This is a genomic window from [Roseibacterium] beibuensis (assembly GCF_039542305.1).
In the GTDB taxonomy this organism is placed as follows: domain Bacteria; phylum Pseudomonadota; class Alphaproteobacteria; order Rhodobacterales; family Rhodobacteraceae; genus Roseibacterium; species Roseibacterium beibuensis.
Window position 1 is genome coordinate 37,713 of record NZ_BAABHW010000005.1, and the last position, 26,208, is coordinate 63,920.

At 66.2% G+C, this 26,208-nt stretch carries 22 protein-coding genes; 8 read left to right on the forward strand and 14 right to left on the reverse strand.

From position 1 onward, the window contains the following. The first annotated feature begins 68 nt into the window (after nucleotides 1–68). From ABD923_RS14985 to ABD923_RS14995, 3 genes are all read left to right on the forward strand, one after another. On the forward strand, nucleotides 69–887 hold the full coding sequence (locus ABD923_RS14985) for a ferritin-like domain-containing protein (protein ID WP_259553117.1): 819 nt from the start codon (nucleotides 69–71) through the stop codon (nucleotides 885–887). A gap of 210 nt (nucleotides 888–1,097) precedes the next feature. Further along, a complete protein-coding gene (locus ABD923_RS14990) occupies nucleotides 1,098–2,438 on the forward strand; it encodes a M23 family metallopeptidase (protein ID WP_259552957.1) in 1,341 nt (446 codons plus the stop codon). Further along, nucleotides 2,428–3,015, forward strand: a complete 588-nt coding sequence (locus ABD923_RS14995; protein ID WP_259552955.1) for a bactofilin family protein — start codon at nucleotides 2,428–2,430, stop codon at nucleotides 3,013–3,015. The genes ABD923_RS14990 and ABD923_RS14995 overlap by 11 nt, the downstream gene beginning before the upstream one ends. 85 nt (nucleotides 3,016–3,100) lie before the next feature. Here ABD923_RS14995 and ABD923_RS15000 read toward each other — a convergent pair whose 3' ends face one another. Further along, on the reverse strand, nucleotides 3,101–3,892 hold the full coding sequence (locus ABD923_RS15000; RefSeq protein ID WP_259552953.1) for a DUF2189 domain-containing protein: 792 nt from the start codon (nucleotides 3,890–3,892) through the stop codon (nucleotides 3,101–3,103). 57 nt (nucleotides 3,893–3,949) lie between these two features. Beyond that, complete coding sequence (locus ABD923_RS15005; protein ID WP_259552951.1) at nucleotides 3,950–5,317, reverse strand: amidase; 1,368 nt, start codon at nucleotides 5,315–5,317, stop codon at nucleotides 3,950–3,952. A 142-nt stretch (nucleotides 5,318–5,459) separates the two neighbouring features. Here ABD923_RS15005 and ABD923_RS15010 point away from each other — a divergent pair, with 142 nt between their 5' ends. After that, nucleotides 5,460–6,608, forward strand: a complete 1,149-nt coding sequence (locus tag ABD923_RS15010; RefSeq protein ID WP_259552948.1) for a cytochrome-c peroxidase — start codon at nucleotides 5,460–5,462, stop codon at nucleotides 6,606–6,608. Between the two features lie 9 nt (nucleotides 6,609–6,617). Here the strand turns inward: ABD923_RS15010 and prfB are convergent, their stop codons facing one another. Continuing rightward, nucleotides 6,618–7,742 carry a peptide chain release factor 2 gene (gene prfB, locus ABD923_RS15015; RefSeq protein WP_259552941.1) on the reverse strand — a complete coding sequence of 375 codons (1,125 nt, stop codon included), beginning with the start codon at nucleotides 7,740–7,742 and terminating at the stop codon, nucleotides 6,618–6,620. Between the two features lie 85 nt (nucleotides 7,743–7,827). Then, on the reverse strand, nucleotides 7,828–10,419 hold the full coding sequence (locus tag ABD923_RS15020; protein WP_259552918.1) for a penicillin-binding protein 1A: 2,592 nt from the start codon (nucleotides 10,417–10,419) through the stop codon (nucleotides 7,828–7,830). 104 nt (nucleotides 10,420–10,523) lie between these two features. On the opposite strand from ABD923_RS15020, the gene ABD923_RS15025 reads away from it, so the two are divergent. Next, nucleotides 10,524–11,135: a class I SAM-dependent methyltransferase gene (locus ABD923_RS15025; protein ID WP_259552915.1), complete on the forward strand. Its 612-nt coding sequence runs from the start codon at nucleotides 10,524–10,526 to the stop codon at nucleotides 11,133–11,135. 11 nt (nucleotides 11,136–11,146) lie between these two features. Here ABD923_RS15025 and ABD923_RS15030 read toward each other — a convergent pair whose 3' ends face one another. Both ABD923_RS15030 and ABD923_RS15035 read right to left on the reverse strand, forming a co-directional pair. Then, nucleotides 11,147–12,367: an N-acetylmuramoyl-L-alanine amidase gene (locus ABD923_RS15030; RefSeq protein WP_259552912.1), complete on the reverse strand. Its 1,221-nt coding sequence runs from the start codon at nucleotides 12,365–12,367 to the stop codon at nucleotides 11,147–11,149. Nucleotides 12,368–12,442: 75 nt separating this feature from the next. Beyond that, nucleotides 12,443–13,588: a pyridoxal phosphate-dependent aminotransferase gene (locus ABD923_RS15035; protein WP_259552900.1), complete on the reverse strand. Its 1,146-nt coding sequence runs from the start codon at nucleotides 13,586–13,588 to the stop codon at nucleotides 12,443–12,445. Between the two features lie 176 nt (nucleotides 13,589–13,764). On the opposite strand from ABD923_RS15035, the gene ABD923_RS15040 reads away from it, so the two are divergent. Continuing rightward, nucleotides 13,765–14,511, forward strand: a complete 747-nt coding sequence (locus ABD923_RS15040) for a DsbA family protein (protein WP_259552894.1) — start codon at nucleotides 13,765–13,767, stop codon at nucleotides 14,509–14,511. A gap of 68 nt (nucleotides 14,512–14,579) precedes the next feature. Here ABD923_RS15040 and ABD923_RS15045 read toward each other — a convergent pair whose 3' ends face one another. The 7 genes from ABD923_RS15045 to purC all read right to left on the reverse strand — a co-directional run bounded on the left by ABD923_RS15045 (nucleotide 14,580) and on the right by purC (nucleotide 23,793). Continuing rightward, nucleotides 14,580–17,342, reverse strand: a complete 2,763-nt coding sequence (locus tag ABD923_RS15045) for a ribonuclease E/G (RefSeq protein ID WP_259552889.1) — start codon at nucleotides 17,340–17,342, stop codon at nucleotides 14,580–14,582. A gap of 479 nt (nucleotides 17,343–17,821) precedes the next feature. Then, complete coding sequence (locus ABD923_RS15050) at nucleotides 17,822–19,138, reverse strand: sigma-54-dependent transcriptional regulator (protein WP_259552888.1); 1,317 nt, start codon at nucleotides 19,136–19,138, stop codon at nucleotides 17,822–17,824. 22 nt (nucleotides 19,139–19,160) lie between these two features. Next, complete coding sequence (locus tag ABD923_RS15055; protein WP_222187071.1) at nucleotides 19,161–20,945, reverse strand: ATP-binding protein; 1,785 nt, start codon at nucleotides 20,943–20,945, stop codon at nucleotides 19,161–19,163. Between the two features lie 71 nt (nucleotides 20,946–21,016). Next, the gene (gene purQ / locus ABD923_RS15060) at nucleotides 21,017–21,685 is read right to left on the reverse strand and encodes a phosphoribosylformylglycinamidine synthase subunit PurQ (protein ID WP_259552886.1); all 669 of its coding nucleotides are present in this window, start codon (nucleotides 21,683–21,685) and stop codon (nucleotides 21,017–21,019) included. Nucleotides 21,686–21,700: 15 nt separating this feature from the next. Next, on the reverse strand, nucleotides 21,701–22,741 hold the full coding sequence (locus ABD923_RS15065) for an alcohol dehydrogenase catalytic domain-containing protein (RefSeq protein ID WP_259552884.1): 1,041 nt from the start codon (nucleotides 22,739–22,741) through the stop codon (nucleotides 21,701–21,703). Further along, nucleotides 22,741–22,971 carry a phosphoribosylformylglycinamidine synthase subunit PurS gene (gene purS / locus ABD923_RS15070; RefSeq protein WP_222187068.1) on the reverse strand — a complete coding sequence of 77 codons (231 nt, stop codon included), beginning with the start codon at nucleotides 22,969–22,971 and terminating at the stop codon, nucleotides 22,741–22,743. The genes ABD923_RS15065 and purS overlap by 1 nt, the downstream gene beginning before the upstream one ends. Before the next feature lie 60 nt (nucleotides 22,972–23,031). Next, nucleotides 23,032–23,793, reverse strand: a complete 762-nt coding sequence (gene purC, locus ABD923_RS15075) for a phosphoribosylaminoimidazolesuccinocarboxamide synthase (protein WP_259552872.1) — start codon at nucleotides 23,791–23,793, stop codon at nucleotides 23,032–23,034. A gap of 183 nt (nucleotides 23,794–23,976) precedes the next feature. Here purC and ABD923_RS15080 point away from each other — a divergent pair, with 183 nt between their 5' ends. Next, nucleotides 23,977–24,291, forward strand: a complete 315-nt coding sequence (locus ABD923_RS15080; RefSeq protein ID WP_222187066.1) for a DUF1476 domain-containing protein — start codon at nucleotides 23,977–23,979, stop codon at nucleotides 24,289–24,291. Between the two features lie 180 nt (nucleotides 24,292–24,471). Next, a complete protein-coding gene (bmt, locus tag ABD923_RS15085) occupies nucleotides 24,472–25,488 on the forward strand; it encodes a betaine--homocysteine S-methyltransferase (RefSeq protein ID WP_259552870.1) in 1,017 nt (338 codons plus the stop codon). Here the strand turns inward: bmt and ABD923_RS15090 are convergent. Further along, the gene (locus tag ABD923_RS15090) at nucleotides 25,485–26,084 is read right to left on the reverse strand and encodes an SAM-dependent methyltransferase (protein ID WP_259552868.1); all 600 of its coding nucleotides are present in this window, start codon (nucleotides 26,082–26,084) and stop codon (nucleotides 25,485–25,487) included. The genes bmt and ABD923_RS15090 overlap by 4 nt on opposite strands. Between the last annotated feature and the right edge of the window lie 124 nt (nucleotides 26,085–26,208).

Consider the following 26,208-nt stretch of genomic DNA (forward strand, 5'->3'; position numbering starts at 1 on the left):
CCGACCGCACAGCCGCTTGTGTCTTGACCGCAGGACCACGGTCTTTCACATCGCATCCCATGACCGAGATGCCCCCCCTTGCCGAGATGGCCGACGCGGTGCTGCGCACAGCGGATGGTCGGGACAAAACCGCCCTGTCCCGGCACTATGCCGGGCTTTGGCAAGCGGCCCGCGCCCGCGGGGAAACGCCCGAGGTCGGCACGGCCAGCCCGCCCGATCGCCCCGCCCGGCCCGAGCGCCCAGAGCTTCTGGACCCGCGCGACGTGCCGCGCAGGCGGCCCGGAAGCCCGCAGGGGCGGCGCGCCATCCTGCACGCGGTCGCCCATATCGAGTTGAACGCGGTCGACCTGCACTGGGATATCGTCGCGCGCTTCGCCCATATCCCCATGCCCATTGGCTTCTACGATGACTGGGTGAAATCGGCCGATGAAGAATCCAAGCATTTCAACCTGATCTGCGACGTCCTTGATGCGATGGACTGCCCCTATGGCACCCTGCCCGCCCATGCCGGGATGTGGCGCGCGGCCGAGGATACGAAGGACGATCTGATGGGCCGCCTCGCCGTGGTGCCCATGGTGCTGGAGGCGCGCGGCCTGGACGTGACACCGGGCATGATCGAGATCTTCGACAAGGCGAAAAAGGACGAACCGGCCGCCGCGCAAGCGGTCGACGCCATGCGCGTCATCTATGCCGAAGAGGTGCACCACGTCGCCTATGGCTCCAAGTGGTTCCACTTCCTCTGCGGCCGCCACGACACCGACCCGAAAGACGCCTTCCACGACCTCGTGCGCCGCTATTTCCACGGCGCCTTGAAACCGCCCTTCAACGAGGAAAAACGCGCCGAGGCCGGCCTGCCGCCCGATTTCTATTGGCCACTTGCGGATTGACTGCGGCGAAAAGCGCAATTCGAATCGCAAATTCGCCATGCGCAATCGGCGGTTTTTTGCCCAATACGGCAGAATTTAGCTGCCTTTTATGCCCAATGTGGGTAGTGTGTTGCCCAATGAAACGGCTTGTCCTATTCCCCGGACAGTCGTTGCCGCTACCGGGACAGGGTGGGACGGCGATAAAAACTGGGGAAGACGAGGCATAGGATAGTGACATCTCGGCTAATCAGCCGCGTGAATGCGGCGCTAGAGCGGCACTTGCCGGAACAACGGCTTTTCCTGAAATCGGACGAAGGCACTCGGTTCGTGCGTCTGCGTCCCGCGACACAGGCAGGGATGATCCTCGGATCCGCTGCGCTGGTCGGATGGACGATCATCGTGACGTCCTTTTTCCTGATCGACACCATCTCGGCCGGCAATGTGCGCGAGCAGGCACAGCGCGAACAGATGATGTACCAGGAGCGTCTGAACACCCTCGCCGGAGAGCGGGACCTGCGCGCCGCCGAAGCGCGCATGGCCCAGGAACGCTTCACCCTCGCGATGGACCAGGTGTCGGAGATGCAGACGCGCCTGCTCGACGCCGAGGAACGCAGCCGCGAACTTGAAACCGCCGTCGACGTGATCCAGTCGACTCTGCGCACGACGATCGAGGAACGCGACAGCGCCCGGCTCGAGGTCGCGACGCTCCAGGCAGAGCTTCAGGCGGACACCGGCACCATGCAGACCGCCGCCGCCCGCGAGCGCGAGTTGAACCGCACGCTGGCCTTCCTGACCGAAGCCCTTGAGGAAACCGCGGAAGATCGCGACCTGACGCTTCTGGCGATGGCCGATGCCGCACAAACCATCGATGAGCTGAATTTCCGCGCCGCCCTCTCCGCCGAGCGGCAGGAGCGCGTGTTCAGCCAGATCGAAGATGCCGTCGCCCTGTCGATGGAGCCGCTGGACGAGATGTTCCGCGCCGCAGGCCTCGCCACCGAAGATATCATCGGTCAGGTCCGCGCAACCTATTCCGGCCAGGGCGGACCGCTCATGCCCATCGCGATGTCCACCTCGGGCGGCACGCCCGACCGTTTGTCGGCCCGCGCCAACGAGGTTCTGTCCGACCTCGACGAATTGAACCTCTTCCGCATCGCGGCCGAGCAGCTTCCCTTCTCGATGCCCGTGGGCGGCAGCTATCGCATGACCTCCGGTTTCGGGTATCGCCGCGACCCCATCAACGGCGGCGGGCGCATGCACAATGGAACCGATTTCGCAGGGTCGCGCGGCACGCCGATCCTTGCCGGCGGCGACGGGGTCGTCACCCATGCGGGCCGCATGTCGGGCTACGGAAACCTGGTCGAAATCCGCCACGCCTTCGGGATCACCACCCGTTACGGCCACATGTCGCGCATCCGGGTGAGCGAAGGCGAAAGGGTCTCGCGCGGGCAACTCATCGGTGATATGGGCAATACCGGGCGGTCCACGGGCACGCATCTCCACTACGAGGTGCGCAGGAACGACGAGCCCGTGAACCCCATGACCTTCATTACGGCAGGACGCGATGTTTTCTAAATCCAAGATCAACGAACCCGGGCCGAAGCAGGGCGCTGGCGACAGCACGCCCGCCGCTTCCGGGAGCTCGGCATCGTCTGGCTCGACCTCGACCACATCGGGAGACCCCATGAACAAACCTTCGAACGCCCCCGCAAAGTCCAAGCCGAGCCCCTCGGTGCTCAGCTCCGACCTGACGGTTGTCGGCAACCTGCGTACGTCCGGCGACATCCAGGTCGAAGGCACGGTGCAGGGCGACATCCGCGCGCATCTGCTGACCGTGGGCGAAAGCGCGAATATCGAGGGTGAAATCGTCGCCGACGATATCGTCGTGACCGGCAAGGTCGTGGGACGCGTGCGCGGCCTGAAGGTGCGCCTGACCTCGACCGCGCGTGTCGAGGGCGACATCATCCACAAGACGATCGCCATCGAAAGCGGCGCCCATTTCGAAGGCTCGGTGCAGCGCGCCGAGGATCCGCTGGCCACGGGTCAGCGCAGCACGCCGGGCGCCGGTCAGAGCGCCCGCCCCTCCTCGCCGCCGCCGGTGCAGCGCCCAGTGTCGTCCCTGCCGGGCGACAGTGGCAAATCGGATAGCTGAGCGCACAGCACTCAGCCCAGGAATTGGAAAAGCCGGACCGCTTGGTCCGGCTTTTTCCTTTCTGCCGCCCCGCTGCCCCGGTGCCTCAGTCGAGCGAGGTCAACGCCCGGCGATACACATGCCATGTCGCGTGGCCCAGGATCGGCAGCACCACGAAAAGCCCCACAAGGAACGGCAGCAAGCCCAGAAAGGTCAGCCCCGCAATCATCGCCGCCCAGACCAGCATGACGCGCTTGTTCTGCTGCACCACCTTGAGCGAGGTCAGCATCGCGGTGACGAAATCCAGTTCCTTGTCCAGCAGCAGCGGGAGCGAGACCACGGTCAAAGAGAACAGAACGATCGCGAACACGGCGCCGAACGCCGTGCCGACCAGCAACATGGTCAGCCCCTCTGGCTCCAACAGGTAGGCATAGGACGTGGTGACATTGGTCAGGACGGCCGGTCCCATGAACAGCGCGAAAAGCATATGCGCGAAGAAGGACCAGAACAGGAAATAGACGATGATCACCCAGGCCATCGACGGCAATTGCCGCAACCGCTGCCGCCAGATCACGCCGAAAATGTCGTTACGGCGGAAATCCGTGTCGCCGATTTCCAACCGGCGGGACACCTCGTAAAGCCCCACGGCAAGGAACGGCCCCAGCAACGGGAAGCCGACGGTGAAGGGGATCGCCCACCACACCTGCTCGGTCACGAACAGGAACAGGTAGATCAGCCAGCCCCCCACGACATAGACGTGGGAAAAGAACAGGCCCATCATCGGTTTGCGGTAGAAATCCCGCGCGCCCATCTTCAGTGCGTAGACCAGATCGCCTATCGCCATCTGGTTCACGCGCGGCACCTTGGACGGCGCGGCGTGGCCCGTCACGTCACTCATGTTCGCACTTCCTCCCGCGGAAACTCTAGACCGCGGGTTTCGCGTGCGTAAAGCGTCTTAGCGATGGATCGGGCGCGGGCCCATCATCTCTTCCCACCGGCGCGCCATGGCCAGCAACCGCCCATCCGAGCCGGACGGCCCGATCAGTTGCAGCCCGTGGGACAAGCCGTTCTGCGCGATCCCGGCGGGCAGGTTCACCACCGGCAGGCCGGCAAGGCTGGCCGGGATCACCACTTCCATCCAGCGGTGATAGGTGTCCATCCCCTGCCCCGCGATCTCGCGCGGCCAGTCCCAGTCGACCGGGAAGGGCCAGACCTGGGCCGAGGGCAGCACCAGCGCGTCGAAGCGTGTGAACAGGTCGTCCAGTGCGGACAGCCAATCCCGGCGCAGCGCCGCCGCGCGCTCGACCTGATCGCCGGTCATGGCGAAACCGCGCACGATCTCCCAGATCGCCTGCGGGTTCAGCAGGGCGCGCTGCCCCGCATCGCGGTAATGCGGCCCGAGGTCTTGCGACACGGCAAAGCTGCGCAGATCGGTCCAGCTTTGCCACAGCAGGTCCGAGGGCACCGGTGGGGCCAGCGCCTCGACCCGCCATCCAAGAGAGTCCATCCGGGCGACAGCGCCCTCGGCCGCATCCAGAACGCCCCCCTCCATCGGGTAGGCCCCGCCCCAATCCGCCAGCCAGCCGATACGTGGCGCCTTTGGGGATGCCGTCTCCCCCTCGAAGAGACCGCCCGAGAGCGTCTCCAGCAGCCGCGCCACGTCATCGACACAGCGCGCCATGGGGCCCAGTGTTGACAGCCGATGCAGCAACACCGCGTCGCGCACATCGCCCGACACCACCCCGACCGTCGGGCGCATCCGCCAGACATCGCACCACGCGGCGGGGTTGCGCAGGCTGCCCATCATGTCCGATCCGTCGGCAACCGCCAGCATGCCGGTCGCAAGGGAGGCCGCCGCACCGCCCGAACTGCCCCCTGCGGTGCGTGACAGGTCCAGCGGGTTGCGCGTGGGACCATAGACAGGGTTGGTCGAATGCGAGCCGAGGCCGAATTGAGGGACGTTGGTCTTTCCGATGATGATCGCGCCTGCCGCCTTCATCCGGCGCACGATGGCGTCATCCTCGTCGGGGATATTGTCAGCCAGGATCGGCGAACCCCAGGTGGAGCGCACGCCCTTCACGCCGACAAGGTCCTTCACCGCGATGGGGATACCGTGCAGCCAGCCTTGCGGTGCCATCGCCTCGGCCAGCCGCGCTTCGCCCATCAGGCGTTCGCGGTCGCGCAGGGCGACGATGGCGTTGACCTCGCCATTCACGGCGTCGATCCGCGACAGGGTCGCGCGCATCACCTCCACCGGAGACAGCGTGCGCCGTGCAATCGCCGCCGAGATGTCCGACGCGCTCAACCCAAGCAGATCACTCATGGTGCTTCCCCGTATTGCCCGCGAAATCTCTATCCCGGATGCGACGACACGCGCAATCGGCCGGGGTTGATCCGGCGGGACGCTTCGGCCCATAAGTCCGATAGAAAGACTCGGAAAATGTTCCCCCGTGTGAGAGTTCCCCATGCGTATCAGGTTCCTTCCCCCCGCCGTCAGCGCCGGCATCTTGGCGGGCCTCCTCGCGGCAACGGCTGCGATCCCAACCGAACCCGGGGTTCCAAGCACGCTTGAGGAATTGGGTCAGCGCCTCTTCTTCGACACCAACCTGTCGGCCAACCGCACGCAAGCCTGTGCCACCTGCCACGACCCGGCGCGCGGCTTTGCCGATCCGCGCGGGGCGGCCTCCATCGGCGATGACGGTCACTCCATCGGCGACCGCAACGCCCCCACGGCGACCTATGCGATGTTCTCGCCGGACTTCCACCGGCGCGAAGATGGCATGTGGGTCGGGGGACAGTTCCTCGACGGGCGCGCCGCCACGCTTGAGGATCAGGCGGGCGGGCCGCCCCTGAACCCGATCGAAATGGCCCTGCCCGACAGGGAGACCGCCGTCGCGCGGCTGGCCGAAAACCGGGATTACGTCGCCGCCTTCGAGACCCTTTTCGGCGAAGGCGTGCTGGACGATCCCGAGGCCGGGTATGCCGCCATGACCCGTGCCATCGCGGCCTTCGAGCGGACCGAGGAATTCGCCTCCTTCGACTCGCGCTATGACCGTTACCTGCGCGGCGAGGTTGAATTCACCAACGAGGAAGAGCTTGGGCGGCTGCTGTTCTTCTCGGAGCAGTTCACCAACTGCAACCAGTGCCACCAACTGTCGCGCAGCGCCATCGACCCGCAAGAGACCTTCACCAATTACGAGTTCCACAATATCGGCGTGCCGGAAAACACCGACCTGCGGGCACGCAATGGCGTCGAGACTGCCGACCTCGGGCTATTGGCGCATCCGGGCGTTGACGATCCCGCCGCCGCGGGCCGGTTCCGCACCCCCACGCTCCGCAACGTCGCCGTCACGGGGCCCTACATGCATAACGGGGTGTTCGAGGATCTGCGCACCGTCGTGCTGTTCTACAACGTCTATAACACGCAGAACGACGCGCGCCTGATCAACCCGGAAACCGGGGAACCCTTCGGCCCGCCCGAGGTGGCCGAGAATATCTCGATGGAGGAACTGACCCATGGCCCCGCGCTCGACGATCAGCGCATCGACGCCATCGTCGCGTTCCTCAGGACCCTGACGGATCGCCGTTACGAATACCTGCTGGACGAGACCTGAGGCGCGGCCTCAGGCTTCGCTACGCGCGTCCGCCCGGCTTTTCCCCGAGACGTTCTGCGCCAGAACGCTGGCCATCAACCCATCGAGGTCGCCGTCCAGCACGCCTTGCGTGTCGCTGGTCTCGAAGCCTGTGCGCAGGTCCTTCACCATCTGGTAAGGTTGCAGCACGTAAGACCGGATCTGGTTGCCCCAGCCCGCGTCGCCCTTGGCCTCGTGGGACTCGCGGATACTGGCGGTGCGTTTCTCCAACTCCAACTGATACAGGCGCGATTTCAGGGCCTTCATGGCGATGTCGCGGTTCTGGTGCTGCGATTTCTCGGAGCTGGTCACGACGATACCGGTCGGCGCGTGCGTGATCCGAACCGCCGAGTCCGTCGTATTCACGTGCTGGCCGCCCGCCCCCGAGGAGCGGTAGGTGTCGATGCGGATGTCGGCGGGGTTCACCTCGATCTCGATATTGTCGTCGACCACCGGGTAGACCCAGACCGACGCAAAGGAGGTCTCGCGCGTGCCCTTGCCGAAGGGCGAGATACGCACCAGCCGGTGCACGCCCGATTCCGATTTCAGCCAGCCATAGGCATTGGGACCGGAAATCTTGTAGCTGACCGATTTGATGCCTGCTTCGGTGCCCGCTTCCTGCGACTGCAGCTCGACCTCGTAGCCCTTCTTCTCGGCCCACCGGGTGAACATGCGCGCCAGCATCTGCGCCCAGTCGCAGGCCTCGGTCCCACCGGCGCCGGCGTTGATTTCGAGGAAGGTGTCGTTGCCATCGGCCTCGCCATCCAGCAACGCTTCCAGCTCCTTCGCGGCGGCAACCTCGACCAGGTCGGCAAGCGCCTGTTCAGCCTCGGCGACAACTTCCTCGTCGCCCTCCATCTCGCCCAGTTCGATCAGTTCGACATTGTCATCGAGGCCTGACTTGATCTGGTCATAGATGCCCATCTTGTCGACCAGCATCTGGCGGTCGCGCATCAGCTTCTGCGCGCCGGCCTGGTCGTTCCACAGGTTGGGGTCTTCGACGCGCGCGTTGAATTCCTCCAGCCGGTGCTGGGCGGTCTCGATATCCATCCGCTGCCCCAGAAGCTCCAGGGAATTGCGGATCTTTTCGATATTGGCTTGGGTCTCGGCGCGCATGTGTGACTTTCTCTCTCGCTCGGTGCGGCAGAGATAGAGGATCGCGCGCGCACCCTCAAGCGGGCGCGCGCATCTGGTGGTTTGGTCAGTACAGGCCGCCGGAGCTGAGTGTGCCGAAGCCCGTGCCAGTGGGCACACGCGCCTCGCCCCCGCCCGTGGTCTCGACGGTCGCCTCGTCGGTCACCGGCCTCGACATTTCGTCTTCGGGGTCCCCCTCGCCACGGCCGAACATCGGCAGGTCCGAGCCCATGCCCCAGCCGCCGTCGATCACCGACAGCAGGCCTTCATAGGGGGCCTCGCCCTCGCGGAAGAGTTCGTAAACCACGTGCTCGCCCTGGCTGCCCTCGGGCAGGCGAGCCCCGGAATAGCGGTCGATCGGGTAGAACGTGCCGCCCTCGGGCACCTCGAAGCTGCCGCCGCCATACTCGCGGACCGCCTCGCGCATGAACTGCGCGAAGACCGGGCCGCACATGCCGCCGCCCGATGCCCCGCGCCCCAGGCTGCGCGGCTGGTCGTAGCCGATGTAGCAGCCCGCCGCGATGGTCGAGGAGAAGCCCACGAACCATACATCGCGCGCATCGTTCGTCGTGCCGGTCTTGCCGGCAAGCGGCACGCCGATGCCCGCCGCACCGACAGACCCGGCCGCCGTGCCGCGCTGCACCACGCCCTGCATCATCGAGGTCAGCTGGTAGGCGGTGATCGGGTCGATCACGCGTTCGCGGTTCGACACGATGCGCGGCGCGAGGCCTGCGTCGATGGCCTCCAACTCGCAATCGGGGCACAGGCGCTGGTCATGGCGATAGACGGTGCGCCCATAGCGATCCTGGATGCGGTCGACCAGCGTCGGGTCCACCCGTTCGCCGCCATTGGCGAACATCGCGTAGGCCGCCACCATGCGGAACAGGGTCGTCTCCTGCGCGCCAAGGCTGTTGGCGAGGAAGGGCTGCATGTCGTCGTAGACGCCGAAGCGCTCGGCATAGCGCGCGACCGTCTCCATCCCCACATCCTGGGCAAGGCGGACGGTCATCAGGTTCCGCGACCGCTCGATCCCGGTGCGCAGCGGCGCGGGGCCGTAGAACTGGTTCGAGGCGTTCGTCGGGCGCCAGATACCGTCGCCGGTCTCAACCTCGATCGGGGCGTCGATGACGATGGTGTTGGGCGAATAGCCGGAGTCGAGCGCGGCGGCATAGACCAAGGGTTTGAAGGACGAGCCCGGCTGGCGCGTCGCCTGCGTGGCGCGGTTGAAACTGGAGGCCTGGTAGGAGAACCCGCCCTGCATCGCCAGAACGCGGCCCGTGTTCACGTCCATCGCCATGAAGGCGCCCTGCACTTCGGGGATTTGCCGCAGCGTCCAGCGCATGAAACTACCGTCGCTGTCGCGGGTCATGGCGCGGACATGCACCACGTCGCCCACGCTCAGCAGGTCACCGGCGACGCGCGCCTGCGGACCGCGATTGCCGTCTTCGTCCAGCGGACGGGCCCAGGTCACGTCCTCGGCGGGAATGAAATGCCCGTCCTCGTCTTCGTCGACGCCCTCGATCCCGATGCGGGCGCTGGTATCGCCCACCGACAGAACGACGGCGGCATACCAGCCGTCGATATCGCGCGGGATGTCGGCATCGGCCAAGGCCGCCCGCCAGCTTTCCTCGTCGGTCAAGTCCGCCGGGTCGATCGTGTCGGCCGGACCGCGCCAGATGCCGAGGTTGCGGTCATATCGCTCCAAGGCCCGGCGCAGCGCGGCTTCGGCCACCTGCTGCAAGCTTTCATCCATCGACGAGCGCACGGCATAGCCGCCGGTGAAGAACTCGTCTTCACCGTATTGAGCGGACAACTGGCGGCGGATCTCGTCAGTGTAGTAATTGCGCGGCGGTATGCTGCCCCGGTAGGCCTCGATATGTCCGCCCTGCACGGTTTCCAGCGGCGAGGCCTGGGCCGCCTCCATCTCGTCCCGCGAGATATAGCCGTTCTCGTACATCTCGCGGAGCACGTAATTGCGGCGGCTGATCGCGCGCTCGTAATCCTCGACGGGATGGAAATTCGACGGCGCCTGCGGCAGCGCGGCCAGGTAAGCGACCTGCTCCAGCGTCAGATCTTCGAGGGGCGCGTTGAAATAGGTCTGCGCAGCCGCGACCACGCCATAGGAGTTCTGACCCAGGAAAATCTCGTTGAGATACAATTCGAGGATGCGATCCTTGGACAGGGTCCGCTCGATCCGGGCGGCGAGGATGATCTCGCGCACCTTGCGCTCGATGGTGCGCGACCCGTCGAGCAGGAAGTTCTTCATCACCTGCTGCGTGATGGTCGAGGCACCGCGCACGTCCCGGCCACGGGACCGGACGGCCTCGACGAAGGCGGCGGCGATGGCGCGCGGGTCATAGCCCTGGTGCTCGTAGAAATTCCGGTCCTCAGCCGACACGAAAGCCTGCGCCACGATATCGGGGATTTCCTCGGCGCTGACGTAAAGGCGGCGTTGGGCGGCAAATTCATCGACCACCTGCCCTTCGCGCGAATAGATCCGGCTGATGGTGGCGGGCGCGTAATTGGCCAGCGTTTCATGGTCCGGCAGATCGCGGGAATACATGAACAGAAGACCGCCAATGCCAAGCGCGGCAAAGACCAGCCCAAGGGTCAGCGCGCTGAACAACGCGCCGAAAATGCCTGTAATGAATCGGACCATGCCCGCGCCTTTTGCAATGTTCGGCGCTTATACGCGCCGGGCGGTCTCCGGTCAAAAGCAACAGGCGGGTTTTCGCGTGCTCGTGATGCCGGCAAACTGGCGCCATGAGCAAGAAAACCGGGCCAGAGGCGATTCTGCCGAGCTACGAGGCCGAAGCCGCGGGCTGGGCGCAAACGCGCAATCAGGAGTTGTGGGAACGTCCGGCGTTGGAGGCCTGCGTGGCGGGCCGCGCGCCGGGGTTGCGGGTGCTCGACCTCGGCTGCGGATCGGGGCAGCCCATCGCGGCCTGGTTCGTGGCGCGCGGGGACCATGTGACCGGCGTGGACGGGGCCGCCGCCATGGTGGAGGAGGCCCGTCGCCGCGTCCCCCGGATGGAGGTCATCCACGCCGACATGCGCGGCCTGTCGCTCGGGCAGAGCTTCGATATCATCCTGGCGTTCAACAGCTTCTTCCACCTGTCGCCCGACGATCAGCGGGCGATGTTCCCGGTCTTCGCCGCCCATGCCGCCGCCGATGCCCGCCTCTTGTTCACCAGCGGACCGGACGCGGGAGACGCTTTCGGCACGGTCAGAAACTCGCCGGTGTACCATGCAAGCCTCGCCCCGAAGGACTATCGCGCCGCGATGGATGCGGCAGGGTTCGAGGTCATATGGTTTCGCCCGGAGGATGCCGAGTTGCGCGGGCATTCCGTCTGGCTCGCCCGGTTTCGAGGCTGACCTGTCCTGCCCTATTGCCTTAGCAAGGCCGCGCGCGCCGCATCTGCTTCGGCCCAATCCAGGATCGCCGTTACAAGCGCCGCCTGCATCTCGGCCCGCCAGTCGGGATTCATCAGGTTGTCGAGGTCGCCCTCGGCCGACATGAAACCGATCTCCAGCAGGACCGACGGGATGTCGGCGGCCTTGAGCACGGTGAACCCCGCCTCGCCGCGCGGGCTGGAATGCAACTCCAACCCGGACGCGGAGATCTGGGCCACCAACCCATCCGCCAGGGCGGCGGCGCGCGGTGCCGTTTCGACACGGGCCAGATCCATCAGGATATCGGCCACCACGTCATCCGCGCCCGACAGGTCCACGCCCTCCAGCAGATCGGCGCGGTCATGCTGTTCGGCCAGCGCAGCCGAGGCCGCGTCCGACGCCATCTCGGACAAGGTGTAGACGGTGGCCCCCTGCGCCCGACCTTCGGCCACGGCATCGGCATGGATCGAGATGAACAGGTCGGCACCGGCGGCCCGGGCCAGCGTGATGCGCGTCGGCAGCGGCACGAAGATGTCCGCGTCGCGGGTCATCACCACCTCGACCCGGCCCGTGCGGCGCAAGGCCTCGCGCAACTCGCGGGCGAAGGTCAGGACGATATTGGCCTCGTGCAGATCGCCGCGCACCGCGCCGGGGTCCACGCCGCCATGGCCGGGGTCCAGGACGACGACCAGCCGCCCGTCGGTGCGGCTGAGCGCGCTGGGGTCCGGTTGACCAGCAGTGACGAGCAGACCGGCCTCGGCCCCGGGCGGCGGGCCGGCCTGCGCCGCGAACCCGTCCTCGGTGGCAGGATCGAGCCGCAAGATCACCCGCGCTTCGCCGGTCGTGGGGTCGGTCTCCATCGCGGCGACGGCGGGCATCAGCGGCGCGTCGAGCGTCAGGACCATGCGCGACCATCCGGGCTGGAACGCGGCCCCGGTTTCGACGGATGTGACCGCATCAGACGCGTCGAACCCGGGCGGCAGGCCGGACCATGCAACCTGCCGGAAGTCGATCACCACGCGATAAGGGTCGGCCAGCGTGAAAACGCGGAACGGCACCGCCTGCGTCAGCGCCAGTGTCATCTCGGCCCCCGGACCGCGATCCTCCAAGGCGCTTTCCGCGCCCAAGACACGGGCCATCGCGCCGAACCCCTGCGCAGAGGCAGGCAGCGCGGCGGCAAGCGTCAGAAGAAAGATCAGGGCTGCTCTCAGCACGGCGTTCGCTCCCGTGTCGTTTGGCGGGAGCCTAGCAAAATCCCGCAGGAGCCCCAAGCGCAAAGGCCGCGTGCCCTACCCTTGCCCGAAGAAGCGGATCAGGCGAGAAACGCCCTCTTCGATCTCGGCCGTGCCGCGCGCGTAGGAAAAGCGCAACGTGCCGCCGCCGCGCGCCTTGTCGAAGTCGAGCCCCGGCGTGACGGCGACCCCGGCCTCGGTCAGGATCCGGTCGGCCAGGGCAAGGCTGTCATCGGTCAGGTGCGAGACGTCGGCATAGACATAAAAGGCCCCGTCGGCCGGGGCGGAGTTGCTCAATCCGGCCTTGGCCAGCCCCGCCAGCAGGATTTCGCGGTTCTTGGCGTAAACCTCGCGGTGGCGGTCCAATTCTTCCCGCCCCTCGGGCGAGAGCGCGCCAAGCGCCGCGATCTGGCTGGCGTGGCTGGGACAGATGAACATGTTCTGCGCCAGCCGCTCGATGGTGCGCACGTGATCCTCGGGCACGACCATCCAACCCAGCCGCCAGCCGGTCATCGAGAAATACTTGGAGAAGGAATTGATGACATAAACCTCGTCCGTCACCTCCAGCGCCGAGATGGCGCGCCCTTCGTATTGCAGGCCGTGATAGATCTCGTCCGAGATCAGCGCGATGTTCTGGGCGTCGCAAGCGCCCGCCAGCGCGTCCAGTTCGCCTTGGCCCAGCATCGTGCCGGTGGGGTTCGCGGGGCTGGCGACGATCACGCCAGCCAGATCCTCGGTCAGCTGCTCGGGCGTGGGCTGAAACCGGGTGTCGGCGGTGGTGACAAGGCCCACCGGGTCCAGGCTCATGGCCCGCAGGATCTGTCGGTAGGACGGATAGCACGGCTCCCCGAGCGCCACCCGGTCGCCCGCGTCGAAGAGCGCGGAAAAGGCCAGCAGGAACCCACCCGATGCGCCGGAGGTCAGCACCACGCGCGCCGGGTCCAGGTCGAGACCATACCATTCGTCATAGAGGGCCGCGATGGCCGCGCGCAGATCGGGGCGACCAAGGGAGACGGTGTATCCCAGCGGGCCCTTCTCCATCTCCTCGGCCAACCTGCGGCGCGCGGCCTCGGGCGCGCCGCTGCCCGGCTGGCCGACCTCCATGTGAACGATATGGCGTCCCGCTTCTTCCGCGGCACGCGCGGCCTCCATCACGTCCATCACGATAAAGGGATCGACGTTTGACCGGCTTGATGTGCGCATGTTCTGCCCCCTATGCTTTGCGCCGATCAGAAAGCAGCCCCGCGCCGGGGCGTCAATGCGACCGGCCCGCCTGCCCTGCCGCTTGTGGTTCATCGTGCGCCTGTGTCGCGCAGGACCGTTTGGCGCTTTGTGCTAGGTGAGCCTTTAACGCCCGACAACCGGAGAGAGTGACCCGAATGAAATTCCTTGCCCCGCTGGCGCTTGCCGCCACGCTCGCCACGCCCGCGCTGGCCGACCTGACGGAACTGACCGATGCCGAGCGCGCGGCGTTCCGCGCCGAGGTGCGGGCCTACCTGCTCGACAATCCCGAGGTGCTGATGGAAGCGATCGCGGTTCTGGAACAGCGGCAGGCCAATGCCGAGGTCGAGCGCGACCAGATGGCCGTGGCCGCCAATGCCGACGCGCTGTTCAACTCGGCCTTCGACTGGGTGGGCGGCAATCCCGAGGGCGACGTGACCATCGTCGAATTTTTCGACTACCGCTGCGGCTATTGCCGCCGCGTGCATCCCGATGTCGAAGCGCTGATCGAGTTCGATGGCAACATCCGCTACATCGCCAAGGAATTCCCGATCCTCGGCGAGCAGTCAGTGCTGGCCTCGCGCTTCGCCATCGCGACGCGGATCGCGCTGGGTGACGACGCCTACGAGACGATCTCCAACGCGCTGATGGAGATGCGCGGCGACATGACCGAGGCGTCGCTGATCGCGCTGGCCGAGGAAAACGGCCTGGACTCGCAGGCGATCACCGCCGCGCTGTCCGATCCGCTGGTGGACTCGACCATCGGCTACAACCACGACCTGGCTGGCCGGATGCAGATCACCGGCACGCCGACCTTCATCTTCGGGGACCAGATGGTGCGGGGCGCCATCGGCGTCGACGACATGCAGCGGATCGTGGCCGCGATCCGGGCCGACGCCGACTGAACTTAAACGCAGTCGAAACGCGAAGGGCGCCCCGTGGGGCGCCCTTTCTTTTTTCGGTTCAACCGGGATCAACCGAGGGACCACCAGCCTTTTTTCTTGGGCTTGTCCGGCTGTTCCACCGCCTCGGGTTCCGGCTCGAGCTGCGGGTCCGGCTCGGGGTCGGCGGGGGGCTCGGCGGCCTCCTCCTCCGGCGCGGGGGCCTCGGCTGCTTCGGCCTCCACAGGCTCGGATGCCGTGTCATCCGCAGTGGCCGGGGCCTCGGTGTCCTCGGCGGGCGCTTCGGCGGCCTCCGCCTCGGCACTCTCTTTCGTCTTAGCCCGGCTGGAGCGGCGACGGCTGCGCTTGGGTTTTTCTTCCGGCGCCGCCTCCTCGGGCTGCGGGTCGGCAGGTTGTTCGGGCGCGCTATCGTCAGCCGTCACATCCTGGGCCTCGGTGCTCTCGGTCTGGACATTGGCCTCGGGGCTGTCGCCATCCTCCGCCTGACCGTTTTCGCCGTTGTCGTCGTTGTCGCCGTTTTCACCGGTCTCGCCGTTTTCACCATTGTCGCCGTTTTCACCGTTCGTCTTTGACTTGCGGCGACCGCGGCCACCGCGGCGGCGACGGCGCTTTTTCTTGGGCTGTTCATCGCCCTCGGCCTCCGGGCGATCCTGCGCCTCGGCGGTGTCTTCCTCGACCTCCTGGGCCTCGCCCTCGATCTCTTCCATCAGGGCGGCGTCCATCGAGACTACCGGGGCCACGGCCACGACCTTGCGGGTCGCGGTCTTGAACTTTTCGATCTTGAAATCGGGCGAGATCAGCGCGGTGTCCGCCTCAAGCCGGATGGCCATGCCGTAACGCGCCTCGATCGAGGCGATGTAGTCGCGCTTGTGGTTGATCAGGAAGTTCACGATGCCCACAGGCGCGGTCAGCAACACCTCGCGCGACCGGCCTCGCGTGCCCTCTTCCTCCAACTGGCGCAGGATCGACAGGGCAAGGCTGTCATCCGAGCGCTGGATGCCCGTTCCGTGGCAATGAGGGCAAGGCTGGGTCGTGGCCTCGATCATGCCGGGACGCAGGCGCTGGCGGCTCATTTCCAGCAGGCCGAAGCTCGAAATACGGCCCACCTGGATGCGGGCGCGGTCGGTTTTCAGCTTGTCCTTCAGGCGCTTCTCGACGGCGGTATTGTTGCGCCGCTCGTCCATGTCGATGAAGTCGATCACGATCAGACCGGCAAGGTCGCGCAGGCGCAACTGGCGTGCCACCTCTTCCGCAGCTTCCAGGTTGGTCTTGGTCGCGGTTTCCTCGATCGAGCCTTCCTTGGTGGCCCGGCCCGAGTTCACGTCGATCGCCACCAGCGCCTCGGTCACGCCGATCACGATGTAACCGCCCGATTTCAGCTGCACGACCGGGTTGAACATGTCGGCCAAGTAGCCCTCGACCTTGAACCGCGCAAACAGCGGCATCGGGTCGGTGTAATGCTTCACGTTCTTGGCGTGGGACGGCATGATCATCTTCATGAAGTCCTTGGCCTGCCGGTACCCGGCATCGCCCTCGACCAGAACCTCGTCGATCTCGCGGCTGTAAAGGTCGCGGATCACGCGGTGGATCAGGTTGCCCTCTTCGTAGATCGGGGCGGGCGCGACCGATTTCAGCGTCAGTTCGCGGACCTGTTCCCACTGCCGCTGAAGATATTCGTAATCGCGCTTGATCTCGGCCTTGGTGCGCTTGGCGCCTGCGGTACGGATGATCAGGCCCGCGCCCTGCGGCACGTCCAGCGATTGCGCGGTTTCCTTGAGCTTCTTGCGGTCGGCGGCGTTGGTGATCTTGCGGCTGATGCCACCGCCACGGGCGGTGTTGGGCATCAGGACGCAGTAGCGGCCAGCCAGCGACAGGTAGGTGGTCAGCGCCGCGCCCTTGTTGCCGCGCTCTTCCTTGACGACCTGCACCAGCATGATCTGGCGCACCTTGACGACTTCCTGGATCTTGTATTTGCGCGGGCGCGGCTTGCGCACCGGGCGAATGTCTTCCTCGGTGTCGTCATCGGCGACGGTTTCGGCGTCGCCGTCGTCCTTGTCGTCGGCATCGCCTTCGTCATCGGACTCATCGTCGTCCTCGGGCTCGGCATCCGCCTCGCCTTCGTCAGCGCCGCCCTCGTCGGAGCCGTTCTCCTCGTCCTCGCCGTTCCCGGCATCGGCGTCGGGGTCGATCTCTTCGGTGTCATCCGCGGGGGGGATGTAGACCTCGGGGCCGTTTTCGGCCTCGGCTTCGGGCGGCGTGCTTTCGTCGGAGGCCTCGGCTGCTTTCGCTTCATCCGCCGGGGCATCGTCGGCCTTTGCCGCGTCTTGCGAGAACCCTTCGACCGGGCCGTCTTTGGCGGCGTCTTCCGCCAGGTCGACCACGTCCATGCCCGCAGGGCCGCTGGTCACCGCGTCGCTGTCGTTGCGCGCGGCCATCGTCTCGGACGAACTGCCCTCGCCCTCGGGTTTGTCGGCGCTTTTCTTGCGGCGCGACCGGCGGCGCTTGGGTTTCTGTTCTTCCTCGGCCTCGGCGGCCATCGCCTCGGCATCGGCGCGTTCCTCGGCCAACAGCGCTTCGCGGTCGGCGACGGGGATCTGGTAATAATCGGGATGAATTTCCGAGAAGGCGAGGAAGCCGTGGCGATTGCCGCCGTAATCAACAAAAGCGGCCTGAAGCGAGGGTTCGACCCGCGTGACCTTTGCCAGATAGATGTTGCCTGCCAGTTGCCGCTTGCTCAGCGACTCGAAATCGAATTCCTCGACCTTGTTTCCATCAACCACGACAACCCGGGTTTCCTCGGGATGGGTGGCATCGATGAGCATCTTCTTTGCCATGATGTCCTTGCTCGCAGCCCGACCGGCGGTCGCCCTGGGGGTGCCGCCGCGGAAAGACTGCGTTGTTCTGAGGGGGCGATGGGGCGCCGGAGAGGGCCGGGGCAAACCGCCCCGGTCCATTGTCCGATATGTGCGTCGCGCCGTTGCATCGCGTCCGTGACTCCGGCGTGCGGGCCACGGCCCGTCCGCCAATTCAAGCCCCCGCGAGGAGCAGGGGGCGGTTCCAAAGGGCCAGAGGGCGGTATCGCGCTTTGACCCGAGTGACCTGCTGCCCCCCGAACGCGGCGGGGTTTTGTGTCGCGGCGTCGGACGGGTGCAGAGAAACTGTTTCGCCGGTCGCCTTTGCGACCGTACGTTCACATTAGGGGATGAAATGCGGCAATGACAATGGAGAAACGTGCAGTTGGTGCATGAATGCACGTGTCAATTGCGGGCCGCCGCATCCCTGCCCGGCCCGCATCCGCCGCATTCAAAGGCGATCAGAGATAGTCGGACCGGCTCAACCCGTACTTCGCCATTTTTTCGTTCAGCGTCCGGCGCGGCAGGCACAACTCTTCCATCACCGCCGCGATGGAGCCCTTGTGACGCCGCATCGTGTTGTCGATCAGCATGCGCTCGAAGGCTTCGACATACTCTTTCAGAGGCTTGCCCTCGGTCGAGATGGTGGGGCCCGTCGCCTCGTTATCGGCCATCAGAAGGGACGTGATCGAGCCCGACCCACGCCGGTTCTGCAAGACGGCGCGCTCGGCGATGTTCACCAGTTGCCGCACATTGCCCGGCCAGGGCGCTTGCAGCAGTTGCGCGGCCTCCTGCGCGGTGACTTGCGGCGCGTCGCATCCGTATTCCTCGGCGAATTGCTCGGACATGCGGTTGAAAAGCGTCAGGATATCCTCGCCACGGGCGCGCAGCGGCGGGCACAGGATCGTCATCGCCGACAGCCGGAAGAACAGGTCGGGGCGCAGCACGTCTTCGAGCGTCTGGCCCTGCGCATGCTGGTTGCAGATCGCGATGATGCGGGTTTGCGGCGGGGTTTCCTGATCGTTGATGAAGGTCAGCAGCCGCGATTGCAGCGCGTTGGGCAGCGCCTCGATATCCTCGAGGCAGAGCGTGCCGCCCCGCGCCTCTTCGACCAGCGGCAGCGCATCGTCAGGCGCCGGACCGAACAGACGCGCGCCCAGTTCCTCCTCGCCGAAGGCCGAGCAGGAGACATTCACGAATTTCTTGGTCGCGCGCGGCCCCACGGCATGCAGGGCATGGGCCACCAGCGTCTTGCCGGTGCCGGTCTCGCCATCGATCAGAACATGGCTGTCGGCCTGACCGAGGTCGAGGATATCCTCGCGCAGGCGCTCCATCTCGGGCGAAGAGCCGATGAGCTTTTTCATCAGCACCTTGCCGTCGCTGAGTTCGCGCCGCAGCGCCCGGTTGTCCAGCGTCAGGCGGCGCTGGTTGCTGGCGCGCTTGGCCAGGTCGGTCATCCGGTCGGGGTTGAACGGCTTTTCGAGGAAGTCATAGGCGCCGATCCGCATCGCCTCGACCGCCATGGGCACATCGCCATGGCCGGTGATCAGGATCACCGGCAAACCGCTGTCCTGCGCCATGAGCCGTTTCAGCAGCGTCACCCCATCCATGCCCGGCATCTTCACATCCGTCACGACCACGCCGGGAAAATCCGGGCCGATCGCCTTCAGCGCATCCTCGCCCGAGGCATAGGTCTCGGTTTCGAAACCCGAGAGCGCCAGCCACTGGCTGATCGATTGGCGCATGTCCTGCTCGTCATCCACGATCGCAATCTTCATCGCGGGCATCCTTTCTTGTCATTCATTGCGCGGCCTCCAACCCATCGTCGTCGGCATCGCGGTCGCCCAGGCGTGGCAAGCGCACCTCGAACACCGCGCCACCGCCCGCGCCGTTGCGCGCGGTCAACCGGCCGCCGAGGTCGGACACGATGCCGGAGGAAATGGCAAGACCCAGCCCCACGCCCTCGCCCGGCTTCTTGGTCGTGAAGAAGGGTTCGAACAGGGACTCGAGATCGTCGATCCCGTCACCCGAGTCGCGCACCGTCAGCACGGCCTCTTCCCCTTCCACGATCATCAGGTCCAGTTCCCGTCGCGCACTGTCCTTCATCGCGTCGAGCGCGTTGCGCAACAGGTTGATGATGACCTGCTCAAGGCGCAGGCGATCGGCCAGAACCATGACCGGACGGCGCGGCACGCTTTGCGTGATCTCCACCGCCGTGGTGCGCAGTTGCGGCTCCATCATGGTCATCGCACCTTTCAGCGCATCCCGCAAATCAACGGGTTCCAGCGCATCGCCGCCCTTGCGGGCGTAGGATTTGAGTTGCCGGGTGATGGCCCCCATCCGCTCGATCAGGTCGTCGATGCGCTGGAAGGACGAGGCGGCCTCGTCCACGCGGCGGCGCTGCAACAACAGACGCGCCCCGGCGAGGTAGGTTTTCATCGCGGCCAGCGGCTGGTTCAACTCGTGGCTGACGGCCGCCGACATCTCGCCCAAAGCGGCGAGTTTCTGGCTTTGCGCAAGGCTTTGCTCGGCCTCTTCGAGGGTCCGTTCGACCCGCTGCCGCTCGGCGATTTCCCGCTGTAGACGGGTGTTCAGGCGGCGAAGCTCCGCCGACTCGCGCTGCAGGACAACTGACTGCAACCGCGCCCGGCGGCTCAACACATAGAACGCGCCCGCAAGCAGCAGGGCGAATCCCATGATCTCGAGCGCGAGGACACCGTTCACCCGCTCCCGTACCGAGGCGTAGGCGGTGTAGCTGACGATCCGCCAGCCACGAAATGGAATGCGGCTTTCCAGCCGGATGGTTTCATTGCCGAAGAAATACGGCCCCGGATCGCCGAACGCCCAGTTTCCCGTCGCCTCCAGCGCGCGCTGGATCGCGGTGGGCGCGGGTTGCCGCTCCAGCGCCTCGGCCTCGGTCAGGCTGCGCCAGCGCGGCTCGGTCGACAGGATGATCTGGCCGGTGCTGCTGGTCAGGAAGACCGCCTCGGACGTGCCCCGCCAGCGATCGACGACACGGGCAAGATCGACCTCGACAAGGATCACACCCAGCAGACGGTTATTCGCCTCGACCCGGCGCGAGAAGGTGAACCCAAAGGCGCCCACGTCACTTTCGGAGATGTTGAACACCGTGTCGGAGGAGCGCACGGCCTCAACGAAATAGGGTTGGTTGGCGCGCAACTCGGACAGGTGGGCGCGGTTGGTGGCGGCCACCACCCGCCCCTCGCGGCTCAGCAGCGTCAGCGAGGCCGCGTCGATCTCGTCCACATAGTCGATCAGGTGGGCCGAGGTGCTGGAAAAATCGTTCTGCTCCAGCGACCGGATCAACACCGGGTCCCGCGACAGCAGGAGTGGCACGACCGAGTTGCGCTGCACTTCGGACAGGATGTTGCCGGAATAAAGCGCAAGGCGCAGTTCGGCCCGGTTGCGCGTCGTTTCGGTGAACCGCTCGGTCAGAAGGATGTTCGAAATCCACACCACCGCCACGGCCAGCGCGAGGAACACCAACATGACAAGGCGTGTCACCCAAGGGCGGCCCAGCCGGGGAACACGGCTGGCGGAAGCGGAGGTCTCGGTGACGCTCATGGAGAGAGGTTACGCCTTTGGGGCCTCGGCGCTCAAGCCTCGCCTGATAACTTGCCGTGATCCGGCGAAAATCACGCGCTGACCAGCGCCTCGGCAAGGCTTGCGAACAGGGGCGCGCCATCGGTGCCGCCATGGGCCTCGTCCACCACGCGCTCGGGATGCGGCATGAGGCCAAGAACCCGGCGATTCTCCGACAAGACACCGGCGATATGCGCGACCGAACCGTTGGGGTTCCCCTCGTAGGCAAAGGCGATGCGATCCTCGCCCTGCAAACGGGCAAGCCCGTCCTCGTCGATCTGGTAATTGCCGTCGTGATGCGCGACCGGGATCACGATCTCCTGCCCCGGCTTGTAGGCGCTGGTGAAGGGGCTGTCGGTGGTCTCGACCGTCAGGGCCTGCATCTTGCAAGTGAACTTGAGCCCCGCATTGCGCATCAGCACACCCGGCAGCAGGCGCGTTTCACACAGCACCTGGAAGCCGTTACAGATGCCCAGAACATGCCCGCCCCGCGCGGCAAAGCCTGCCACGGCGCGCATGATCGGCGATTGCGCGGCGATGGCGCCGCAGCGCAGGTAATCGCCATAGGAAAACCCGCCCGGCACCCCCACCACGTCGAGGCGTTCGGGAAGCTCCGTATCCTTGTGCCAGACCATGTGTGTTTCAAACCCCGCCCGCTGGAAGGCCACGGCAAGGTCGCGGTCGCAGTTGGAGCCGGGAAAGACGAGAACGGCGGCACGCATGGGCGAAACTCCTGGTCAGGCGGTGAAATCGGTGATGACGGCCACGCCCGGGGGCGCGGCGCGGTCGAAAAGCTCAAGCTCGGCGGTCGCGTCCGACAGCGCCACGCGGCGCGCGATCATGGGCGAAAGGTCCAGATCCGTGGCCGTGATGAAATCGAGCAGCGAGGGGTAGCGATGCGCGGGCATGCCACGCGTGCCATAGATGGCAAGCTGGCCGGAATAAACGGCATCCCATGGCAGCTCCATGCGCAGATGCTCACCCGCCGGCATTCCCACCTGCACCATGCGGCCCAGTTTCCGGCAGGATTTCAACGCGTTCTCGGTCGTCGTTGTGAAACCCAGCGCCTCGACGGACAGGTGCACGCCGCCGCCGGTGGCCTCGCGCATGGCCCCCGCCGGGTCGTCGCCGCGGGCGTCGATCAGCACTTCGGCGCCGAGCGCCTTGGCCTGCTCCAGCTTTTCGGGCACCACGTCGGCCACCGCCACGCGCGCGCCCATGGCGCGGCCCAGCATCAGCGCGGCGATGCCGACACCGCCGCCGCCCCAGACGCCAAGCCATTCGCCGGGCTTGAGCGCCGCACGGCCCGTCAGCGCGTGCCATGCCGTCGTCACCCGGCAGCCAAGAGCCGCGGCCAGCGCCGGGTCCATTCCGTCGGGCAGGCGCGTGAGGTTGGCATCGGCATGGGCGACCGCGACACGCTCGGCAAAGGCCCCGTCACAGGTGAAGCCGGGCAGCACTTGCGTCGAACAGATCGTCTGATGCCCCGATTGGCAGTCGGGACAGGTGCCACAGGCGAGGATGAAGGGCGCGATCACCCGGTCGCCCAGGCGCCAGTTGCGCGTCTCGGGGCCGGTCTCGACCACCACGCCGCAATATTCATGGCCGGGGATATGGGGCAGATCGACCGGGTCGCCACCGGTCCAGACATGCCAGTCGGACCGGCAGACGCCGCAAGCCAGCACCTCCAGCACCACCCCGTCACGCGGGCAGGCCGGGTCGGGCGCGGTGCCGATCTCCAGCGGCTGGCGCCAGCCGGTCAGCCGCGCCGCCCGCATCAGGCGATCTCCACCCGGTAGCTTTCGATGACGGTGTTCGCCAGCAGCTTCTCGCACATCTCGGTGACTTGCGCCTCGGTCGTGCCGGGGGCGAGGTCCAGTTCGATCACCTTGCCCTGGCGCACGCCCTCGACCCCGTCGAACCCCATGGAGCCGAGCGCGGATTTCACCGCCTCACCCTGCGGATCCAGAACACCGGGTTTCAACATCACGGTCACGGTGGCCTTCATCGCCCTGCCCCTTCGTCTTTCCTAATATGCGCAGCACCCGGCCCATGGCCGGGCATGTCGTCAGTTGATCAGTGTCGGCTTGGTCGGTCCGGGCTCGCGCTGCGGCATCACGCCGAGCCTGCGCGCCACCTCGGTATAGGCATCGGCCAGATCGCCGAGGTCGCGGCGGAACACGTCCTTGTCCAGCTTCTGCCCGGTCTCGATATCCCACAGGCGGCAGCTGTCGGGGCTGATCTCGTCGGCCACGATCAGGCGCATGTAGTCGCCGTCCCAGATGCGGCCGATCTCGATCTTGAAATCGACCAGCTTGATGCCGACGCCCAGGAACAGGCCCGACAGGAAATCGTTCACCCGCAGACCAAGCGACACCATGTCGTCGAGATCCTGCTGCGTGGCCCAGCCGAAGGCGAGGATATGTTCCTCGGCCACCAGCGGATCGCCCAGCGCATCGTCCTTGAAGTAGAACTCGATGATCGGGCGCGGCAGCGGCGTGCCCTCCTCGATCCCGAGGCGCTTGGCGATGGACCCGGCGGCGACGTTGCGCACGACCACTTCCAGCGGAATGATCTCGACCGCGCGGATCAGCTGCTCGCGCATGTTGATGCGCTTGATGAAATGCGTCGGCACGCCGATGGTGTTCAACCCGGTCATGAAGAACTCGCTCAACCGGTTGTTCAGCACGCCCTTGCCCTCGACCGTCGCGCGCTTTTCAGCGTTGAACGCGGTGGCGTCGTCCTTGAAATACTGCACCAGCGTGCCGGGCTCGGGCCCTTCGTAAAGGATCTTGGCCTTGCCTTCGTAGACCTTCTTGCGCCGTGCCATGCGATGCGTCTCCCGGGGAAATGCGGAAGGCGGCCCTGCCATCTCGGACCGGCCGCCATTTGGCCGAGCCTATAGGCCAAAGCGCGGTGTGTCGCAAGGCGCGGTGAAGATCGCGGCTTGCGGGCGGGGGCGTGTGCCACGTATTGTCCGCGCAACACGCCCATCTGGACGCAGGAGACACCGATGACGACCTTCGATGATCGCGAAAGCGCCTTCGAGAACAAGTACGCCCATGACGAGGAAATGAAGTTCAAGGCCGAGGCCCGCCGCAACAAGCTGATGGGGCTGTGGGTGGCCGACATCCTCGGCAAGACGGGCACGGAGGCCGAGGAGTATGCGAAATCGGTCGTCCTGTCCGATTTCGAGGAAGCCGGCCACGAGGACGTGATGCGCAAGGTGATGGGCGATCTCGGCGACAAGGTCTCCGAGACCGAGGTGCGCAAGAAATACGACGAATTGCTGGCCGTCGCCAAAGGGCAGATGGTCGAAGAGAACTGAGCGCACACCGCGCAAGCAACGGCCCCGCGCAGCCCGCGCGGGGCCGTTGCTGTTTCCCGGCCGGCGTTTCCACCCGGCAACGGCACCCGCAAATGACCCCGACGCAGGTCTTTTTGCCCTTGTTTCACGAAACCGCCCACATCATGTGACCCCTGCGCGCAAGACCGGAGAGATGTCCCGATGACCAATGCCCTGAGCGAGATGCTGCAAACCCGCGACTGGCTGATGGCCGATGGCGCCACCGGCACGATCCTGTTCAACATGGGGTTGCAATCGGGCGACTCGCCCGAGCTTTGGAACGTCGACCACCCCGACCGGATCGCGACGCTGTATCAGGGCGCGGTCGATGCGGGGTCGGACCTGTTCCTGACCAACTCCTTCGGCGGCACCAGCGCGCGGCTTAAACTGCATGACGCCCAGGACCGGGTGCGCGAGCTGAACCGCGCCGCCGCCGAGATCGGGCGCGAGGTGGCCGACAAGGCGGACCGCAAGGTGATCGTGGCAGGCTCCATGGGGCCGACCGGAGAGATCATGGCGCCCATGGGCACCCTGACCCACGAGAGCGCCGTCGAGATGTTCCACGAACAGGCCGAGGCCCTGAAAGAAGGCGGCGCGGATGTCGTCTGGGTCGAGACGATCAGCGCGCCCGAGGAATACGCCGCCGCCGCCGAAGGTGCGCGGCTGGCGGGCATCGCGTGGTGCGGCACGATGAGTTTCGACACCGCCGGGCGCACGATGATGGGCTTCACCTCGGCCGATCTGGCCGCGCTGGTGGAAAAGATCGACCCCGCCCCCATCGCCTATGGCGCGAATTGCGGCGTTGGCGCGTCGGACCTGTTGCGCACCGTTCTGGGCTTCCGCGCGGCGGGCAGCGAGCGCCCGATCATCGCCAAGGGCAACGCGGGCATCCCGAAATACCATGACGGCCATATCCATTACGACGGCACGCCCGAGTTGATGGCGCGCTACGCGGTGATGGCGCGTGACGCGGGCGCCAAGATCATCGGCGGCTGCTGCGGCACCACGCCCGAGCACCTTCGCGCCATGCGCGCCGCGCTGGAAGAGACGCCACGCGGCGACGCGCCGACGCTGGATCAGATCACGGAAGAACTCGGCGGCTTCTCCTCGGGCTCGGACGGCACCGATGGCGAAGGCCCCAAGCGCAGCCGGGGCGGCCGCCGCCGCAGCCGCGCCTAGGCGGGCTTGCGCGCGATCAGATCGACCAGGGCGGATCGGCCCGCGTGCCCGATCCCTTCCTCGATCTCGGCGTCGTAATCGGCGAGGCGCAGGATCTCCCACCCGTCGAAGGCGGCCGCCAATTGCGTTATCGTGTACATGTTCTCGCGGCGTCCTGGGCCGCCGGTGCCGTACTCGACCTGCCGCGGCGCATAGCCATGCAGCAACATCAGCCCGCCGGGCCGCACGGCGCGCGCCATGTCGGCCAGCATCCGGTCTCGTTGCGGCGGGCCGAGGAACTGGATGAAGATGCCGACCACGGCGTCGACTTGCTGCGACCAGTCCCACGCTTCGATGCCGGCGACCTGGAAATCGACCACGACACCGCGCGTCGCTGCCAGCTTTCGAGCCTTCTCCACGGCGACGGGACTGGCATCGAAAGCGGTCACGTCATGGCCCAGCGCCGCCAGGTGCACCGAGTTGCGCCCCTCGCCATCGGCCGCTGAAAGAACCCTGCTGCCGGGTCCGAGCACATGCGCCCAGTCCGCAAGGAACCCCGCTGGCGCGGTTCCGTACACGTAGTCTTCGCGGTCGAACCGCGCGTCCCATCCGCTCATCGCCTGCCCCCATGTCCGGTCCCCCCGCAGGTATGGGGCGCAACTCCCTCCGACAAGGCCGTTTTTCTCGAGAAAAACGGACCGGAAAACCGGGGTTTTCCGAAACGGAAATCTCGAGATTTCC

Excerpts from the sequence above, each read along its gene's own strand:
- ABD923_RS15035 (WP_259552900.1), bottom strand. The coding sequence starts at position 13,588 with ATGCGCACATCAAGCCGGTCAAACGTCGATCCCTTTATCGTGATGGAC.
- ABD923_RS15020 (WP_259552918.1), bottom strand. The coding sequence starts at position 10,419 with ATGGTCCGATTCATTACAGGCATTTTCGGCGCGTTGTTCAGCGCGCTG.
- purQ (WP_259552886.1), bottom strand. The coding sequence starts at position 21,685 with ATGCGTGCCGCCGTTCTCGTCTTTCCCGGCTCCAACTGCGACCGCGAC.
- ABD923_RS15005 (WP_259552951.1), bottom strand. The coding sequence starts at position 5,317 with ATGAGTGATCTGCTTGGGTTGAGCGCGTCGGACATCTCGGCGGCGATT.
- ABD923_RS15090 (WP_259552868.1), bottom strand. The coding sequence starts at position 26,084 with ATGAGCGGATGGGACGCGCGGTTCGACCGCGAAGACTACGTGTACGGA.
- prfB (WP_259552941.1), bottom strand. The coding sequence starts at position 7,742 with ATGCGCGCCGAGACCCAAGCCAATATCGAAAAGATCCGCAATTCCCTG.
- ABD923_RS15010 (WP_259552948.1), top strand. The coding sequence starts at position 5,460 with ATGCGTATCAGGTTCCTTCCCCCCGCCGTCAGCGCCGGCATCTTGGCG.
- ABD923_RS15040 (WP_259552894.1), top strand. The coding sequence starts at position 13,765 with ATGAAATTCCTTGCCCCGCTGGCGCTTGCCGCCACGCTCGCCACGCCC.
- bmt (WP_259552870.1), top strand. The coding sequence starts at position 24,472 with ATGACCAATGCCCTGAGCGAGATGCTGCAAACCCGCGACTGGCTGATG.
- ABD923_RS15045 (WP_259552889.1), bottom strand. The coding sequence starts at position 17,342 with ATGGCAAAGAAGATGCTCATCGATGCCACCCATCCCGAGGAAACCCGG.
- purS (WP_222187068.1), bottom strand. The coding sequence starts at position 22,971 with ATGAAGGCCACCGTGACCGTGATGTTGAAACCCGGTGTTCTGGATCCG.
- ABD923_RS14985 (WP_259553117.1), top strand. The coding sequence starts at position 69 with ATGCCCCCCCTTGCCGAGATGGCCGACGCGGTGCTGCGCACAGCGGAT.
- ABD923_RS15050 (WP_259552888.1), bottom strand. The coding sequence starts at position 19,138 with ATGAAGATTGCGATCGTGGATGACGAGCAGGACATGCGCCAATCGATC.
- ABD923_RS15025 (WP_259552915.1), top strand. The coding sequence starts at position 10,524 with ATGAGCAAGAAAACCGGGCCAGAGGCGATTCTGCCGAGCTACGAGGCC.
- ABD923_RS14995 (WP_259552955.1), top strand. The coding sequence starts at position 2,428 with ATGTTTTCTAAATCCAAGATCAACGAACCCGGGCCGAAGCAGGGCGCT.
- ABD923_RS15000 (WP_259552953.1), bottom strand. The coding sequence starts at position 3,892 with ATGAGTGACGTGACGGGCCACGCCGCGCCGTCCAAGGTGCCGCGCGTG.
- ABD923_RS15080 (WP_222187066.1), top strand. The coding sequence starts at position 23,977 with ATGACGACCTTCGATGATCGCGAAAGCGCCTTCGAGAACAAGTACGCC.
- purC (WP_259552872.1), bottom strand. The coding sequence starts at position 23,793 with ATGGCACGGCGCAAGAAGGTCTACGAAGGCAAGGCCAAGATCCTTTAC.
- ABD923_RS15055 (WP_222187071.1), bottom strand. The coding sequence starts at position 20,945 with ATGAGCGTCACCGAGACCTCCGCTTCCGCCAGCCGTGTTCCCCGGCTG.
- ABD923_RS15065 (WP_259552884.1), bottom strand. The coding sequence starts at position 22,741 with ATGCGGGCGGCGCGGCTGACCGGCTGGCGCCAGCCGCTGGAGATCGGC.